General features: G+C 71.4%; 13 protein-coding genes. 7 read left to right on the forward strand and 6 right to left on the reverse strand.

Translation table 11 applies throughout. The annotated features are described in order from the left end of the window. Positions 1 to 239: 239 nt before the first annotated feature. Positions 240 to 665 (reverse strand): D-aminoacyl-tRNA deacylase, encoded by a 426-nt coding sequence (dtd, locus tag ACLJOU_RS42745; protein WP_410575000.1) that lies wholly within the window; start codon positions 663 to 665, stop codon positions 240 to 242. Then, on the reverse strand, positions 662 to 2,164 hold the full coding sequence (locus ACLJOU_RS42750) for a methyltransferase (protein ID WP_410575001.1): 1,503 nt from the start codon (positions 2,162 to 2,164) through the stop codon (positions 662 to 664). Before ACLJOU_RS42750 ends, dtd begins: the two co-directional genes overlap by 4 nt. Positions 2,165 to 2,192: 28 nt before the next feature. Between ACLJOU_RS42750 and ACLJOU_RS42755 the strand changes: the two genes are divergently transcribed. Continuing rightward, on the forward strand, positions 2,193 to 3,458 hold the full coding sequence (locus ACLJOU_RS42755; RefSeq protein WP_410575002.1) for an amidohydrolase: 1,266 nt from the start codon (positions 2,193 to 2,195) through the stop codon (positions 3,456 to 3,458). A 38-nt stretch (positions 3,459 to 3,496) separates the two neighbouring features. Then, a complete protein-coding gene (locus ACLJOU_RS42760; protein ID WP_410575003.1) occupies positions 3,497 to 3,811 on the forward strand; it encodes a DUF3099 domain-containing protein in 315 nt (104 codons plus the stop codon). Here the strand turns inward: ACLJOU_RS42760 and ACLJOU_RS42765 are convergent. Further along, positions 3,808 to 4,710, reverse strand: a complete 903-nt coding sequence (locus ACLJOU_RS42765; RefSeq protein ID WP_410575004.1) for a carbohydrate kinase family protein — start codon at positions 4,708 to 4,710, stop codon at positions 3,808 to 3,810. The two genes, ACLJOU_RS42760 and ACLJOU_RS42765, sit on opposite strands and share 4 nt — an antisense overlap. Then, positions 4,707 to 5,612, reverse strand: a complete 906-nt coding sequence (locus ACLJOU_RS42770; protein ID WP_410575005.1) for a pseudouridine-5'-phosphate glycosidase — start codon at positions 5,610 to 5,612, stop codon at positions 4,707 to 4,709. The genes ACLJOU_RS42765 and ACLJOU_RS42770 overlap by 4 nt, the downstream gene beginning before the upstream one ends. 214 nt (positions 5,613 to 5,826) lie before the next feature. On the opposite strand from ACLJOU_RS42770, the gene ACLJOU_RS42775 reads away from it, so the two are divergent. Beyond that, a complete protein-coding gene (locus ACLJOU_RS42775) occupies positions 5,827 to 6,069 on the forward strand; it encodes a DUF3039 domain-containing protein (RefSeq protein WP_004561020.1) in 243 nt (80 codons plus the stop codon). Between the two features lie 166 nt (positions 6,070 to 6,235). Next, positions 6,236 to 7,072 carry a hypothetical protein gene (locus ACLJOU_RS42780; RefSeq protein WP_410575006.1) on the forward strand — a complete coding sequence of 279 codons (837 nt, stop codon included), beginning with the start codon at positions 6,236 to 6,238 and terminating at the stop codon, positions 7,070 to 7,072. A 179-nt stretch (positions 7,073 to 7,251) separates the two neighbouring features. Here ACLJOU_RS42780 and ACLJOU_RS42785 read toward each other — a convergent pair whose 3' ends face one another. Together ACLJOU_RS42785 and ACLJOU_RS42790 are read right to left on the reverse strand one after the other, a co-directional pair. Beyond that, complete coding sequence (locus ACLJOU_RS42785; protein ID WP_410575007.1) at positions 7,252 to 10,392, reverse strand: efflux RND transporter permease subunit; 3,141 nt, start codon at positions 10,390 to 10,392, stop codon at positions 7,252 to 7,254. Between the two features lie 89 nt (positions 10,393 to 10,481). Continuing rightward, entirely contained in the window at positions 10,482 to 11,633 is a 1,152-nt protein-coding gene (locus ACLJOU_RS42790; RefSeq protein ID WP_410575008.1) for a YihY/virulence factor BrkB family protein, read from the reverse strand. Positions 11,634 to 11,859: 226 nt separating this feature from the next. On the opposite strand from ACLJOU_RS42790, the gene ACLJOU_RS42795 reads away from it, so the two are divergent. The 3 genes from ACLJOU_RS42795 (at position 11,860) to ACLJOU_RS42805 (ending at position 16,156) form a co-directional block, all read left to right on the forward strand. Beyond that, positions 11,860 to 13,596, forward strand: a complete 1,737-nt coding sequence (locus tag ACLJOU_RS42795; protein ID WP_410575009.1) for a DEAD/DEAH box helicase — start codon at positions 11,860 to 11,862, stop codon at positions 13,594 to 13,596. 553 nt (positions 13,597 to 14,149) lie between these two features. Continuing rightward, the gene (locus ACLJOU_RS42800) at positions 14,150 to 15,292 is read left to right on the forward strand and encodes a sugar ABC transporter substrate-binding protein (RefSeq protein WP_410575010.1); all 1,143 of its coding nucleotides are present in this window, start codon (positions 14,150 to 14,152) and stop codon (positions 15,290 to 15,292) included. 90 nt (positions 15,293 to 15,382) lie between these two features. After that, positions 15,383 to 16,156 carry an ATP-binding cassette domain-containing protein gene (locus tag ACLJOU_RS42805; protein WP_043783645.1) on the forward strand — a complete coding sequence of 258 codons (774 nt, stop codon included), beginning with the start codon at positions 15,383 to 15,385 and terminating at the stop codon, positions 16,154 to 16,156. Positions 16,157 to 16,160: the final 4 nt, after the last annotated feature.

A 16,160-nucleotide genomic window follows, 5' to 3' on the forward strand; every position in this document is an offset into this window, starting at 1 on the left:
GTGCGTACCCGCGGACCGAGGCCTGTGGATCCCGGTTCGCCGGTCCGGCCGGCTTGGCTGGACATCTGGCACAACGCTCCGGGTTCCCAAAACGTTCCCGGCTCGTCACTGGAGAAGACGGCTGCCGGAGCGATCCGGTTGCTCGACCAATGCTGAGCTTTTGCTGAGAACGGTCCGTGACCGGGGAACCTGAGAATTCCATATGAATCCGGTCAGGAACTGAACCGGACAGAGATGGTCTAGACCTCTATCAAAACCGTGTACGGACCGTCGTTCACGCTCGACACCGCCATCATCGCCCCGAATTGCCCCGTCGCCACGGTGGCCCCGCGGCCGCGCAGTTCGGCCACGACGGCGTCCACCAACGGCTCGGCGACCTCCGGCCGGGCCGCCCGCGTCCACGACGGCCGGCGCCCTTTCTTCGTGTCGCCGTAGAGCGTGAACTGGCTCACCACGAGCAGTGGCGCATTCGCCGTGGCGCATGATTCTTCGTCGCGCAGCACCCGCAGTTCGTGCAGTTTGCGCGCCATCGTGGCGGCCTTCGCGGCGTCGTCGTCGACGTGAATGCCCAGCAGCACAAGCAAACCCGGCTCGTCGATCGCGCCGACGACCTCGCCGTCGACCGTCACGTCCGCCCGGGTGACCCGGGCCGCGACCGCCCTCACCGGTCCGCCGGGACGAGCATCCCGTGCCGCACGAGCTCCCGCACCACGGGCAGGGCGGCCGCCGCCAGCTCCTCCGACGACAGCCCCTGTGCGGCCGCGAGGAGCTCGATCAGGTCCTCCAGCGGCAGCGCGCCGCGGCAGCCGGCCAGCAGCCGCGTGGCCAGCTCGTCGACCTCGTGCTGCCAGCCCGGCCCGTCGGTGCGGTGCAGGCGCCGGACGGTCGTCGCCCAGCCTTCGTCGCCGGGTTCTTCGACACTTTCGAGCAGCACCGTGTCCGGAACCACAAACCGGACGTCGAGCAATGAATCACCCGATTCGCGCAGCCATTCCACGCGATCGAGCCAGCCGGCGGCCTCCGGGCCCAGCGGGTCGTCGTAGGCCTGCCGCAGGTCCTCGCACACGACCGTCGGGGTCCGCCCGGCCGCCCGCCGCAGCGTGACGAACCCGAAGCCGATGCCCCGGACGTTGTTCGCGGCGAACCAGTCCAGCCACGCCGCCGCCTTGGCCCGGCCTTCGGCCGAACGCGGGTCGAGGCCCGCGTCCCGCAGCCACGTGCCGACGTAGAGCGCCGGATCGGCGACGTCGCGCTGCACGAACCAGGCGTCGGTCTCGGCGGGCAGCCAGCGGCTCACCCGGTCGGCCCAGTCCTCGCGGGAGGTGTGCAGCCAGGACGCCAGCAGGTGGCCGGTGCCGCCGTCGGTGAGGAAGCCCGGCAGCTGCCGCACGACCAGCGCACTCGCGTCGTCGCCGGCCAGCCCGGAGTCGCGGTAGGTGTAGTCGACCCGCGCCGGGCCGACCACGAACGGCGGATTGCAGACGACCTGGTCGAACTTCCGCCGCGCGACCGGCGCGAACCACTCGCCGCGGACCAGTTCGACGTCCAGCTCGTTCAGCCGGAAGGTCGCCGCGGCCAGGGCCAGCGCCCGCGCCGAGACGTCGGTGGCGGTGACGCGCTGCGCGTGCCGGGTCGCGTGCAGCGCCTGCACGCCGTTGCCGGTGCCCAGGTCGAGCAGGGTGCCGACCGGGCGGCGGCTGGTCGCGCGGATCAGCGACAGCGACGCGTGGCCGACCCCGAGCACGTGGTCCTCGGGCACGGTGTGGCCCAGCAGGTCGGCGTCGAGGTCGGACACGACCCACCAGGAGCCCTCTTCGTCGCCGTGCGGCCGGATGTCGAGCGCGGCCCGGTAGCCCTCGGCGACCGGCGCCAGCACGCCCGCGGCCACCGCGTCTTCCGGGGACAGCGGCGCGAGGGCGGCCTTGACCGCGGTCTCCGGTTCGGTGTCGCCGAGCAGGAACAGCCGGATCAGCGTGCCGAGGTCGCCCGCGTCCCGGCTCGCGCGCTCGGCGGGCACCGGCTCCCCGCGGCCCAGCGCCGCGTGTGCGGCCCCGCCGAGGGCCGTCACCACGCCGTCGGCGTCGTAGGAGGTGCGCCGGAAGGCCTCGCGCAGCCGCGCGCAGACGTCGTCGGACAGGTCGGGCAATCCACTTCGCGTGCTCACGGTGGGTAATGCTGCCACGATGGCCCCCGTGACCCTTGAACGCGTCCTCGCCCCGCTCGACGCGGCGCTGCCCGAACTCGAAGCGCTGTACATCGACCTCCACCGGCACCCGGAGCTGTCCTTCGCCGAGACCCGGACGGCGGCGGAGCTGGCCCGGCGGCTGGAGGCCGACGGCTACGAGGTGCACACCGGCATCGCCGGCACCGGCGTGCTGGGCGTCCTGCGCAACGGCGAGGGTCCCACGGTCCTGCTGCGGGCCGACATCGACGCGCTGCCGGTCGAGGAGAAGACCGGGCTGTCCTACGCCAGCACCGCCCGCGGCACCGACGAGCACGGCACCGATGTCCCGGTCATGCACGCCTGCGGCCACGACATGCACGCCACCTGGCTGTCGGGCGCCGCCGCGCTGCTGGCGAAGGGCCGCGACACCTGGTCCGGGACGCTGCTGGTGGTGTTCCAGCCGGGGGAGGAGAGCGCGGGCGGCGCGTCGGCGATGGTCCGCGACGGCCTGTTCGACATCGCCGGGAAGCCCGACGTCGTGTTCGGCCAGCACCTCGTTCCCGGCCCGGCCGGCTGGGTGCTCACCCGGCCCGGGGTGATCATGGCCGCCACCGACACGCTGCGCGTCACCCTGCACGGCCGCGGCGGCCACGGCTCGCGCCCGGAGACCACCGTCGACCCGGCCGTGCTGGCCGCGTCCGTGGTGCTCAAGCTGCAGACGATCGTGGCGCGGGAGATCGCCGCCACCGACTCGGCCGTGGTCACCGTCGGTTCCCTGCACGTGGGCACCGCGGCCAACGTGATCGCCGACGACGCCGTGCTCGAGGTCAACGTCCGGTCCTTCGACCAGGCCGTGCGCGAGCGGGTGCTGGCGGCGGTCGAGCGGATCGTCAACGGCGAAGCCGCCACGGCCGGGGCGCCGAAGCCGCCGGACATCGAGCGGTCCGGCGCCTACCCGATCACCGAGAACGACGAAGCCGCCAACGAAGCGCTCACCGAGGCCTTCCGCGCCCGCTTCGGCGCCGACGTCGTGCTGCCGGCACCGCTGGTCACCGGCAGTGAGGACTTCAGCGAGTTCGGCCGCGCGGCCGGTGTCCCGTCGGTGTTCTGGCTGGTCGGCGGCTTCGACCCGCAGACGGTCATCACGGCGATGACCGAGGGCCGGTTCGAGCGGGACGTCCCGTCCAACCACTCGCCGCGGTTCGCCCCGGTGCTGCACCCGACCCTGCGCACGGGCATCGAAACCCTCGTGGTCGCCGCGTTGAGCAAGATGCGTCACCCCGGTGTCGGATGAACCCCGCAAGTGGGACGATGGACAGCGGAGGTGGTGCAGTGACCATGCCCGCCAACGACTCGGACCCGGTGCTTATCACCGGGGCGGCCCCGTCGTACGAAGAGCAGTTCGCCGCGCGCAAGCGCAAGTACGTCATCATGATGTGCTGCCGCATCCCGTGCCTGATCGCGGCCGGGCTGACCTACCACGTGTGGTGGCTGGCCCTGACCTTCCTGGCCATCTCGGTGCCGCTGCCGTGGGTGGCGGTGCTGATCGCCAACGACCGCCCGCCCCGCAAGACCGAGCAGGTGAACACCTACCAGCGCGAAGCGAAGGCGATCGAAAGCACCAGCCACCGCGTCATCGACGGCTAGCCGGGCTGCGGGCCCACCTTCCCGACGGCCAGCGCGCCCAGCCGCGTCCCGTGCCGCAGGACGTCCACAGTGGACTCTCCGGCCAGCCAGCCGGTGAGCACACCCGCGTCGAAGGCGTCGCCCGCGCCGGTCGAGTCGACGCAGTCGGCCTCGACCGCGGGGACGCTCGTGACGCCACCCGCGTCGACCCAGCTGGCGCCCTCCAGCCCGGCGGTGACGACCACCGCGCCGACCGTCCCGAGCAGTTCCTTCGCCGACGCCGGGTCCGCCGAACCGGTCAGCGCGACCAGCTCCTCGGTGTTCGGCATCAGCAGGTCGACCCCGCGGACGTCGGCCAGGAACACGGCCGGATCGGTGATGTGCGCGGCGGCCTGCGGGTCGACCGACGTCGTCAGCCCGGCCTCCTTCGCCGCCGCCAGCGCCGCGAGCCCGGCGGCGCGCGACGGCGGGTCGAGCAGCACGTACCCGGACAGGTGCAGGTGGCTCGCCCCTTCGAGCGCCTCGGGCGTGACGTCTTCCGGTGCGAACCGCTGGTTCGCGCCGCGGTCGGCCAGCATGCTGCGCTGCCCGTCCCCGTCGACCATCACGACGACGCAGCACGTCGGCGCCTCGGCGTCGACGGCGAACGCGCACCGCACGCCGGCCGCCTCCAGCTCGGCCCGGATCAGCCGGCCGCCCGGGTCGTCGCCGATCCGCGCGACCAGCGTCGTCTCGGCGCCCAGGGAACGCAGCCACAGCGCGGTGTTGGCGCCCGCGCCGCCGCCGGTGAAGCGGATCTTCGCGCGCGCGTCCCCGCCGTGCGGCAACGGCTTGTCGTGCCGGGCGATCACGTCCAACGCCGCGTCGCCGACCACCACGATCCGCGCGGTGCCGGATGATTCCCTCGCGAGCTCGCTCATGCCAGCGCCACCGCGACCTCGGTGGCCAGCTTCGCGTTGTTCAGCACGAGAGCTTCGTTCGCGTCGATGCTCACGCCGCCGCTCGCGGTGTGGAAGTGCTCCAGCAGCACCGGCGTGACGTCGGCGCCGTGCACGCCCTGCTCCTCGACGAGCGCGAGCCCCTCGGCGAGCAGCCGGTCGTGCAGTTCTTTGTCCATTTCGGACGCTTCCGGGATCGGGTTCGCCAGCAGGACACCGGAACCGGCGTAGGCGCGGTGCGCGTCGATGACGGCGGCGGCCTGCTTCGGGTCGTCGACCCGCCAGCCGGCCCGGTGCCCCGACGAGCGCAGGTAGAACGCCGGGAAGTCGTCGGTGCGGTAGCCCAGCACCGGCACCGAGTTCGTCTCCAGCACCTCGAGGGTGGCCGGGATGTCGAGCACGGACTTCACGCCGGAGCAGACGACCACGGTCGGCACCTTCGCCAGCACGCCGAGGTCCGCCGAGACGTCCCAGGACTGCGCCGCGCCGACGTGCACGCCGCCGAGACCGCCGGTGGCGAACATGCCGATCCCGGCCGCCGCGGCCAGCGCCGACGTGCTCGCCACGGTCGTCGCGCCCGAGCGGCCGAGGCCGACGGCCGGGCCGAGGTCGCGCAGCGAGAGCTTGTCCAGCCCGGCGTCCGGCGCGCAGACGCGCTCGAGCTCGGCGGGGGAGAGGCCGACGACGACCCGCCCGTCGAGCACCGCGATCGTGGCCGGCACGGCACCGCCGTCGCGGACGACGCCTTCGAGGCGGCGGGCGACGTCGAGGTTGCGGCCCGGCGGCAGGCCGTGGGACAGGATGGTGCTCTCCAGCGCGACGACGGGGTGCCCGTCACGCAGCGCCGAGGCGACCTCTTCGTGCAGCGAGAGTGCGGTAGTCACGAGGGACCATCATCGGTGATCGGTCCGCGCCCGGCGCCAGTGGGTCAGTTCGGTGGTCGGGTTCTTCCGGGCGGTGTTCGCCCAGCGTGTCCGCGCGGCTTCGCTGCGGTGGAGCGCGAGCATGCCCTCCAGGACGGTCTGCAGCCGGCCGGGCACCGGGCGCGCCGCCCGGCGCCGTGTGGGCGGTCCGGCGGGGCTCGGGCACAATGGACGGGTGAGCACCGAGACGCTGACGAAGCCGGAAACCACGCCCGAGGGCACGGACACCACCGACGACGACTCGCCGAAGATGTTCCACTACGTGAAGAAGAACAAGATCGCCGAGAGCGCGGTCATGGGCACTCACGTGGTGGCGCTGTGCGGCGAGGTCTTCCCGGTGACGAAGTCGCCGAAGCCCGGGTCGCCGGTCTGCCCGGCCTGCAAGGAGATCTACGACAGTCTCCGCCCCGGCAAGTGATCCGGGCCTGAGCCCCCGGCGGGGCGTCCCCGCCGGGGCTTTGAGCTGTCCGGGATGAGACAAATCGTCGAACAAACGTGAAAAACCTTCATTCGGCGGGTGTGCCCGGGGTGGGCGGCCTGGTAAATCCAGCAGGCCAGGTCACTCTCACCCACCGGAGTCGCACATGCGCAGAACCGGGATCGTGCTCACCCTCGCCGCCCTGCTCGCCGTCGTCTCGCCCGCGCTGGCGCAGGCGGTCACCGGCTGGACGGAGGTCGGCTCGGACAACGCCCGCGCCCTCGACGAAAGCCAGGGTCTCGCGACGATCGTGCGCCCGTCGGGCACGACGATCCGCTACACCGGGGTCGGCACGATCCCGGCCGACCTGACCGCCCAGGGCTGGAACCACGTCGGCGACCCCGGCTCGGCGCAGGGCTGGTACGTCGAGCCCTACCAGCGTGACGACCGCGGCGCGAAGCTCTTCCGCGTCCAGGCCCCGGACGGCTCGTGGGCCGACTACAAGCACAACCTCGAGTCGTGGGAAGCGAACAACAACTCCTTCGCCGCGGTGTCGCCGGACGCACGCTGGCTGGTGGCGGGGGAGTGGGGCACGATGGACCGCCTCCTGGTGCACCCGATGCCCGGCGTGGTGGCCAAGGACCCGGCCCAGAACCTGCCGTACGCGGCGGCGATCCGGCTCGATCACCCGGTCCGCGACGTCCAGGGCTGCGACTTCCAGACCGCGACCCGCCTGCTCTGCGCGTCCGACGACCCGGACGGCAGCCTCTTCGGCACCACGAAACCCCTGCTCCAGGTCGACCTAGCCGGCCCCCTCTCCGGCACCGACGTCACCGCCCACGTCACCTCACTAGGCCAGCTCCCCCTCCGCAGCGGCTGCTCGGGCTCGTTCGAGGTCGAAGGCATCGACTTCGACGAACGCGACAACACCCTCCGCGTGATCGTCATGTCCCCGAGCATCTGCATCCTCTTCGACAGCAAGACCTACCGCTTCCGCCAGTGACGGAAGGGCCGACACGCGTGATTTGAGGGTCGACACGCGTGATTGAGGAGTCGACACACGTGATTGAAGGGACGACACGCCGGGCCTGGTCCGGCTCCGGCGTGTCGTCCTCCTGATCACGCGTGTCGACCTCCTAATCACGCGTGTCGACCCTCAAATCACGCGTGTCGACCTTTGGGTCACGCGAGTTCCGGGTTCAGGGACTCTGATTCGGGGGCCTGGGCCGGGGTGCGGCGGGCTTCGCGGCGCGCGCGGCGGCGTTCCTTGCGGGTCTCGACCATCGTGTAGAGGGTCGGGACCAGGACCAGGGTCAGCAGCGTGGAGCTGACCAGGCCGCCGATCACCACGATCGCCAGGGGCTGGCCGATGAACCCGCCCTGGCCGGTGATGCCCAGCGCCATCGGCACCAGGGCGAAGATCGTCGCCGCCGCGGTCATCAGGATCGGGCGCAGCCGGCGCCGGCCGCCTTCGGTGACGGCGTCGGCGACGCTCATCCCCTCGGCGCGGTACTGGTTGATCAGGTCGATCAGCACGATCGCGTTCGTCACGACGATGCCGACCAGCATCAGCATCCCGATCAACGCCGGCAGGCCGAGCGCGGTGCCGGTGGCCAGCAACAGCCCGATCGCGCCGGTCGCCGCGAACGGGATCGACACGAGCAGGATCAGCGGCTGGATCAGGCTCCGGAACGTCGCCACCATGATCAGGAACACGATCGCGATGGCGGCGAGCAGCGCCAGGAACAGGTTGGAGAACGCCTCCTGCTGGTCCTGGCTCACCCCGCCCAGCGAGTACGCCGCGCCGCCGGTGAACGTCAGGCCGTCCAGCTTGGACTTGATGTCCGCGGTGGTCTTGGTCAGGTCGTTCCCGGTGTTCTTCGCCGTCACCGTGGTGCTCAGGTCGCCGCCGGTGCGGTGCACCGACGCCGGTCCGTCCACAGTGGACACCTTGGCCACCTCGTCGAGCCGGACGACGCCGCCCGGGCCCGGGATCGGCAGGCCCTTCACCTCGTCGACCGTGGCCGGGGCCGTGCCGGCGCGCAGGACGATGTCCGTGCGCTGCCCGCCGACCGGCAGCTGCGTCACGGTGCGCCCGGCGATCGCCTGGTTGGCGACCTGCCCGATGGTGCTCGCCGACAGCCCGCGCGCGGCGGCCGCGGCGTCGTCCACCTCGACCTGCACCCGCGGTGAGCCGACGCTCAGGTCGCTCGACACCTCGGTCAGCCCGGACACCCCGCGCAGCGCCTGCACCACCTGGTCGGACGCGGGCTTGAGCGCGGCCTCCGACGGCGCGGTCACCGTCACCGAGACCTGGTCGGAGTTGAAGCCGGACGCGTCCGCGCCGATCTTGATCTCGCCCAGCTCCGGCCGGGACGTCAGCTTCGCGCGCAGCCGGTCCGACAGCGCGTCGAGGTCGGTGTCCTTGGCGACGGTGACGGAGATGCTCGTGTTGGTGCCGCCGCCGAAGCCGAACGTGCCGCCGCCGCCGACGCTGACCTGGTAGGTCTTCACCGCGGGCTCGGCCGCGAGGGCCTGCTCGACGGCCGTGGCCGCCTTCTCCTTGGCGTCGACGCTGGTGCCCGCGGGCAGCTTCTGCGTCATGTTCAGCGTGGTACCGCCGGACTGGTCGAGGAAGTTCGTGTTCAGCCGCGTCGCGAGCCCGACCGTGCCGGCGAAGATCAGCAGCGCCAGCAGCACGACGGTCAGCCGCCGCCGCGTCGCGAACCGGATCACCGGCAGGTAGGCGCGCTGCAGGACGCTGCGGCGCTCCTTCTCGACGGCGGCTTCGCGCGCCCGCTCGGCCTCGACGGCGTCCGCCGGGACCGCCGGCTGCTTCAGGAACCAGTACGCCAGCACGGGAACCACGGTCAGCGACACGAGCAGCGACGCCAGCAGCGCCACCGTCACGGTGATCGCGAAGGGCGAGAACAGCTCCCCGACGAACCCGCCGACGAACGCGATCGGCAGGAACACCGCGACCGTCGTCAGCGTGGACGACGTCACCGCGCCGGCCACCTCGCGGACGCCGTCGAGCACCGCCCGCTGCTTCTCCTCGCCGTAGGCCAGGTGCCGTTTGATGTTCTCCAGCACCACGATCGAGTCGTCGACCACCCGGCCGATCGCGATGGTCAGCGCGCCGAGGGTGAGCAGGTTGAGCGACAGGTCGCCGGTCCACAGCGCCAGCAGCGCGACGACCACCGACAGCGGGATGGACACCGCGGTCACCAGCGTGGAGCGCACCGACAGCAGGAACAGCAGGATGACGACGACGGCGAAGGCCAGGCCCAGCAGGCCCTCGGTGGTCAAGCCGCTGATCGCGTCCTTCACCGGGGTGCCCTGGTCGAACACGACGCTCATCTCGGCGCCGGTCTTCTTCGCCAGGTCCGGCAGCTTGTCCCGGACCGCCTGGGAGATCGCGACGGCGTTCCCGTTGTCCACCATGGTGATCGAGAGACCGAGGCTGGGCTTGCCGTTGGTGCGCGTGATCGACGTCGGCGGCGCGAACCCGGCCTGGACGTCGGCGACGTCGCCGAGCTTCACCGGGCCGCGCGCCGGGGTGCCCGGGCGCGACGCCGAGGCACCCGGCGTCAGGTAGAGGTTGCGGAGGGTGTCCACAGTGGTCTGTCCGCCGCCGACCTGGACCGACAGCGTCCTGCCGTCCTGGGTCAGTGTCCCGGCCGGCACCGCGGCCCCCGCCGTCTGCAGCGTGGTGGCGACCGACGCCGGGTCGACCCCGGCGGCGGCGAGCTTCGCGTAGTCGAGGGCGATCGTGACGCGGGGCGTCCGCACGCCGGTGACGGTGACCGTGCGGACGCCGTCGATCTTGCGCAGCTCCGGCGCGACCTGGTCGGTCAGCGCGGGCGCGAGGGCCTGCGGGTCCCCGGCGGTGCCCGCGGCGACCAGCACCACCGGCAGGTCGTCGGTGCTGCCCGCGGACACGGCGGGCTCGCTGTTCTGCGGCAGCCGCGACCGGACCTGGTTCACCACCTGCTGGATCTGCGAGACGGCGGCGTCGATGTCCGTGCCGAACTCGAACTGCGCGACGACCCGCGACACGCCGTCCGACGACGTCGAGGTGATCTGCTCGAGGCCCTTCAGCCCCTGGAGGCCGCCTTCGAGGGGCTCGGAGACCTGCCGGTCGACCGCGTCCGGCGAAGCGCCCGGGTAGGCAGTGACGATCTGGGCCTGCGGGAACTGCAGGGACGGGAAGAGCTGCTGTTTGAGCTGCGGCAGCGCGAAGGCGCCGAAGCCGACGACGACCAGCGCGAGCAGGCCGATCAGGCTCCGGTTGCGCAGGCTCAGTCTGGCCAGCACGGACATGACTTCGAAAACCCCCTCGGGAACGACGCGGCGACCGACGCCTGCGTCAGTGACGGGGGAAGCGTGCCACGCCCGACCTGAGGAGCGACTCAGTCTCCGGGTGGATTCCGGGTCGTCCCTCCGGTGGACCCGCGACCCTGAGCAGCACTGGGTGCCGGTTCGGGCGCGCTCGGTGACGACAGGTCCTCTTCGGACGGCTCGGGCTCTTCGCCGCCGGGCGGGCCGTCTTCCGCGCGCGGGCGCCGCGGCGGCGTGGTCGAGCGCTCCCACAGCTTGCGGCCCTCTTCCGAGCGCAGCCGCTCGGACGCGCGTTCCATCTCCAGCCGCCGCCACTTGCGCCGCTGCCGGCGGGTCGCCTTGGCCGGCCACAGTTCCTGGATCGCGCTGTTGAAGTACGCGCCGCCCACCACGGCCAGCCCGATGAAGAACATCAGCAGCAGGAACGCGATCGGCGCGGCCAGCGCGCCGTAGGTGTAGCCGGTCTTGGTGATCCAGTTCAGGTAGACGCGCAGGCCGACCGAGGACAGCAGGAACACGACCATGGCGAGCACCGCGCCGGGCAGCCCGCGGTGCCACGGCAGCTTCCGCGGCAGCGCGAGCTTGTACAACGTGGTCAGCGCCAGGGTGATCATCGCGCCGAGGGCCGGGAAGTACAGCGCGCTCACCCACGACGTCACGGTCGGGCGCCAGGCGAGCGGGAAGAACTCCGGCAGCAGGTCGGGGCCGATCGCCAGCAGCGGCAGCCCGACCACCAGGATCACCAGGCCGCACAGGTACAGCAGCAGCGCGAAGATCCGCTGCCAGACGTCGTTGCGGACACCGTACTGGTCGTGCGCGACGGTGATCGCGTCCACGAACGACGACATCGCCGACGAACCCGCCCACAGCGAGATGAGGAAGCCGACCGAGACGATCTCGCCCTTGCCGACGGTGAGGATGCTGTTCACGGTCGGTTCGATGATGTCGTGCACGGCGTTCTGGCTGAACACCGTCCGGCAGAACCCGATGATGCGGTCGTGGACCGCGCCGACGACCCCTTGGCCGAACCATTCGCCGACGAAGCCCAGGCTGCCCAGCAGCCCCAGCAACAGGGGCGGGAGCGACAGCGTCTGCCAGAAGGCCGCCTCGGCGGCCTCGGAGAAGATGTTGCCCTCCCAGGCCTTGGCGAACGTGCGCGTGACGAGCCGCCACGGCCCCTTGCGGGCCACCTTCGTCGCTGCGGACGGCTGCACCTCACCCATGACGTGTCCAGCATGGTCCATCCGTGCTGATTTGGCTCGTCACGCCCCCTGCGGCCGGGCGTGTCGGGGGACATCACCCGTGCCGGTGCCCGGAACTGTCGGACCCGGCCGGTAGACTCGCTCCAGTGCCCTCACCGCAGTCGCCGGCCGATCAACGCAGCAGAAGTCGGTACCACAGTGAGGGTTTTCGCACGTCAAAGCACTTGAGCGAGGGGGAGGACCGGCGATGACGGAGACGCAGCTCGGGGCGCCTCCCGCGGAGAAGGACTCGACCGCGCGCCCGCTGCGGGCGTGGCAGCGGCGGGCGCTCACGAAGTACCTGACGCGGAAGCCGAAGGACTTCCTCGCGGTGGCGACGCCCGGCGCCGGCAAGACGGTGTTCGGCCTGCGGATCGCCGCGGAGCTGCTGAGCGACCGCACGATCGAAGCGGTCACCATCGTCACCCCGACCGAGCACCTCAAGCACCAGTGGGCGGCCTCGGCCGCGGCGGCCGGCATCGCCATCGACTCGAACTTCCGCAACACCACCGGCGTCACGTCGTCGGACTACAACGGTGTCGCGCTGACGTACGCGCAGGTCGCGGCGCACCCGACGCTGCACCGGGTGCGCACGGAGAACCGCAAGACGCTGGTGATCCTCGACGAGATCCACCACGGCGGCGACGCGAAGTCCTGGGGTGACGCGATCCGCGAGGCCTTCACCCCGGCCGTGCGGCGCCTCTGCCTGACCGGGACGCCGTTCCGGTCGGACGACTCGCCCATCCCGTTCGTCACGTACGAGCCGGACGCGGGCGGCTTCCAGCGCAGCAAGGCCGACCACGCGTACGGCTACGCGGACGCGCTGGCCGACGGCGTGGTCCGGCCGGTCGTCTTCCTCGCGTACTCGGGCGAGGCGTCCTGGCGCACGAGCGCGGGCGAGGAGTTCACCGCCCGGCTCGGCGAGCCGCTTACGGCGGAGCAGAACGCCCGGGCGTGGCGCACGGCGCTGGACCCGGCGGGCGAGTGGATCCCGGCGGTGCTGCAGGCCGCCGACACGCGGTTGTCGCAGGTCCGCCAGAGCGTGCCGGACGCCGGTGGCCTGGTCATCGCGACGGACCAGGAGTCGGCGCGGGCGTACGCGAAGATCCTGGAGCGCATCTCCGGCGAGATGCCGACGCTGGTGCTGTCGGACGACCCGAAGGCCTCGGGCCGCATCAAGGAGTTCTCCGAGACCAACGAGCGCTGGATCGTGGCGGTCCGGATGGTCTCCGAAGGCGTCGACGTCCCGCGCCTGGCGGTGGGCGTGTACGCGACGAGCGCGTCGACCCCGCTGTTCTTCGCCCAGGCGATCGGCCGGTACGTGCGGGCGCGCAAGAAGGGCGAGACGGCGAGCGTGTTCCTGCCGTCGGTGCCGGTGCTCCTGGAGCTGGCCAGCGAGCTGGAGGCGCAGCGCGACCACGTCCTCGGCAAGCCGCACCGCGAGAAGGAGGGCTGGGAGGACGAGCTCCTGGCCCAGGCCAACCGCACCGAGGACGAACCGGGCGAGGAGGAGAAGGCGTTCACGTCGCTGGGCGCCTCGGCCGAGCTCGACCAGGTGATCTACGACGGCAACTCGTTCGGCACGGCGGTGTTCTCGGGGTCGGACGAGGAGCAGGAGTACCTGGGGCTGCCCGGCCTGCTGGAGCCGGACCAGGTCCGCGCCCTGCTGCGCAAGCGCCAGGAAGAGCAGATCGCGGACGAGAAGCGCCGCAAGCCGGCGAAGGAGGAAGCGCCCCCGCCGGTGGCCCGGCCGCAGTCGGTCAGCGAGCGGCTCGGTGCGTTGCGCAAGGAGCTGAACGCCCTGGTGGGGATGTACCACCACCGGACGAAGAAGCCGCACGGCGCGATCCACAACGAGCTGCGGCGGGTCTGCGGGGGGCCGGTGACCGCGATGGCGACCGTCGAGCAGCTGGAAGAACGGATCGTCACGCTGCGGTCCTGGTGAAGCCACGCCCCCGGTCGGGCGACGCCTCCTGTCGCCCGGGAGGCTGAAGTTCGGCGGTCACCGTCCGTTCCCGGAAGCGGCCGTCGTCGCACGGCCGAGCTTGTGACGCTCTGTATCCCGCTGTCACCGCCGGACTGCCCGTCCAGCCCCCGCGCGGTGGCCTGCCGGGCACGATGACCGCCCGCTCCCGCAAGTCGGCGACCAATCACGCCTCCGCAGCGTGGATTCGCCACGGGTTGCGCTCGGTGCACACCACCGGCCTAACATCACGCCTCGATGAAACCTCGATGTAACTAACGGTGAGTGCTGGCGATCACATCGTCAGCGGATCTACTCTTTCCGGGCGAGGTTCAGCCCGTGTTGCCGAACCGTGTCCAATTGGTGTCATTTAATCGATCCAGCTATCTTCCCCGCAGCCGCTCAGCGGCATATGTTGTCGCCCACAACATATGCGCGACGGTGCGCCGGGCCTCCCCGGATCGCCGTCTCGCTTGGCCCGACGCACACGCCGACGGCCGCTCGTCACCAATGCTTGGATCCGGAAGGAACGAGGATGCGCAGCAGAACCCTTACCCTCCTCGCCGCCACGGTGAGCACCGGCCTGGTGCTGACCGCTTGCGGTGCCAACAGTTCGAACAGCGGGGGCACGGGGAGCAACTCCGCTTCCTCGTCCGCCCCGGCCGCCGCCGGTGGTGGCGCCGGCGGCAAGGTCGGCGTCATCCTGCCGGAGACCGCCAGCTCGGCCCGCTGGGAAGCCTTCGACAAGCCGATGCTGCAGGCCGCCCTCGCGGCGCAGGGCTTCGAGGCCGACGTCCAGAACGCCCAAGGCGACAGCCAGAAGTTCAGCAGCCTGGCCGACGGCTTCATCAGCTCCGGCGTCAAGGCCCTGATCATCGCCCCGTCCGACCCGGCCGTCGGTGCCGCCGTCGAGAACAAGGCGAAGGCCGCGGGCATCCCGGTCATCGACTACGACCGCCCGAGCCTCGGCGGGTCCGCCGAGTACTACGTCTCGTTCGACAACGAGAAGGTCGGCCAGCTGCAGGGCCAGGCCATGGCCGACGCGCTGAAGGGCAAGGCCGGCGCGGGTGTCGTCCAGATCGAGGGCGCCCCGACCGACAACAACGCCACCCTGTTCACCAAGGGCCAGGACTCCGTCCTGGAGCCGCTGTTCTCGGCGGGCACGCTGAAGCGGATCCAGAAGCAGCCGATCAACGACTGGGACAACCAGCTCGGCGGCACGACGTTCGAGCAGATCTTCACCGCCAACGGCGGCAAGGTCGACGGCGTCGTCGCGGCGAACGACGGCCTGGCCGGTGCGGTCATCACCATCCTGAAGAAGAACGGCCTCAACGGCAAGATCCCGGTCACCGGCCAGGACGCCACCGCCGACGGCCTCAAGGCGGTCATGCGCGGCGACCAGTACATGACCGTCTTCAAGCCGATCAAGGAAGAGGCCGAGGCGACGGCGAAGCTGGCCGCCGCGCTGGCCAAGGGCGACAAGGCCGCGGCCGACGCGATCGCCACGGGCAAGCTGCACGACCCGAAGAACAACCGCGACATCAAGTCCGTGCTGCTGACCCCGACGACGATCCTGGCGAAGGACGTCAAGACCGTCGTGACCCAGGGCTACGTGAAGGCGACCGAGATCTGCGGTGGCGACCTCGCCGCCAAGTGCACCTCGCTCGGCATCTCCTGAGCCCCCGCACCACCCCATGAACAGCCGGGCCGGGACGCGCACCCCGACGGCGCGTCCCGGCCCGGTCCCCACCCAGGAGAAAGCCCATCCATGAGTGAGCCCATTCTCGAGATCAAGGGCCTGAACAAGAGCTTCGGCCCGGTCCACGTCCTCCACGACGTGGACTTCGACGTGCGTGCGGGCGAAGTGACCGCGCTGGTCGGCGACAACGGCGCCGGCAAGTCGACGCTCGTCAAGTGCATCGCCGGCATCCACCCGTACGACTCGGGGGCCGTGCGGTTCAACGGCGAGGACGCCCACATCCGCGGCCCGAAGGACGCGGCCGAACTCGGCATCGAGGTCGTCTACCAGGACCTCGCGCTCGCCGACAACCTCGACATCGTGCAGAACATGTTCCTCGGCCGCGAGCGCGGCAGTTCGTGGAAGCTCGACGAAGCCAGCATGGAGAAGGCCGCCCGCGAGACGCTGGCCTCCCTGTCGGTCCGGACCGTCAAGTCGGTCCGCACGCCGGTCTCCTCGCTGTCCGGTGGCCAGCGGCAGACCGTCGCCATCGCGAAGTCGGTGCTGTGGAACAGCAAGGTCGTCGTGCTGGACGAACCGACCGCCGCGCTGGGTGTCGCCCAGACCCGGCAGGTGCTCGACCTGGTCCGCCGGCTCGCCGAGCAGGGCCTCGGGGTCGTGCTGATCAGCCACAACATGGCCGACGTGTTCGAGGTCGCCGACCGCATCGCGGTGCTCTACCTCGGCCGGCTCGTCGCCGAGGTGCACACGAAGGACGTCACCCACGGCCAGGTCGTGGAGCTGATCACCGCGGGTCGCTCCGGTGACCTCGGCCTTGCCCGGCCCGAAGCCGTGGTCCTGTGAGCGG

Origin of the sequence: Amycolatopsis sp. cmx-4-61 (genome assembly GCF_046548775.1) — a bacterium.
GTDB lineage: Bacteria > Actinomycetota > Actinomycetes > Mycobacteriales > Pseudonocardiaceae > Amycolatopsis.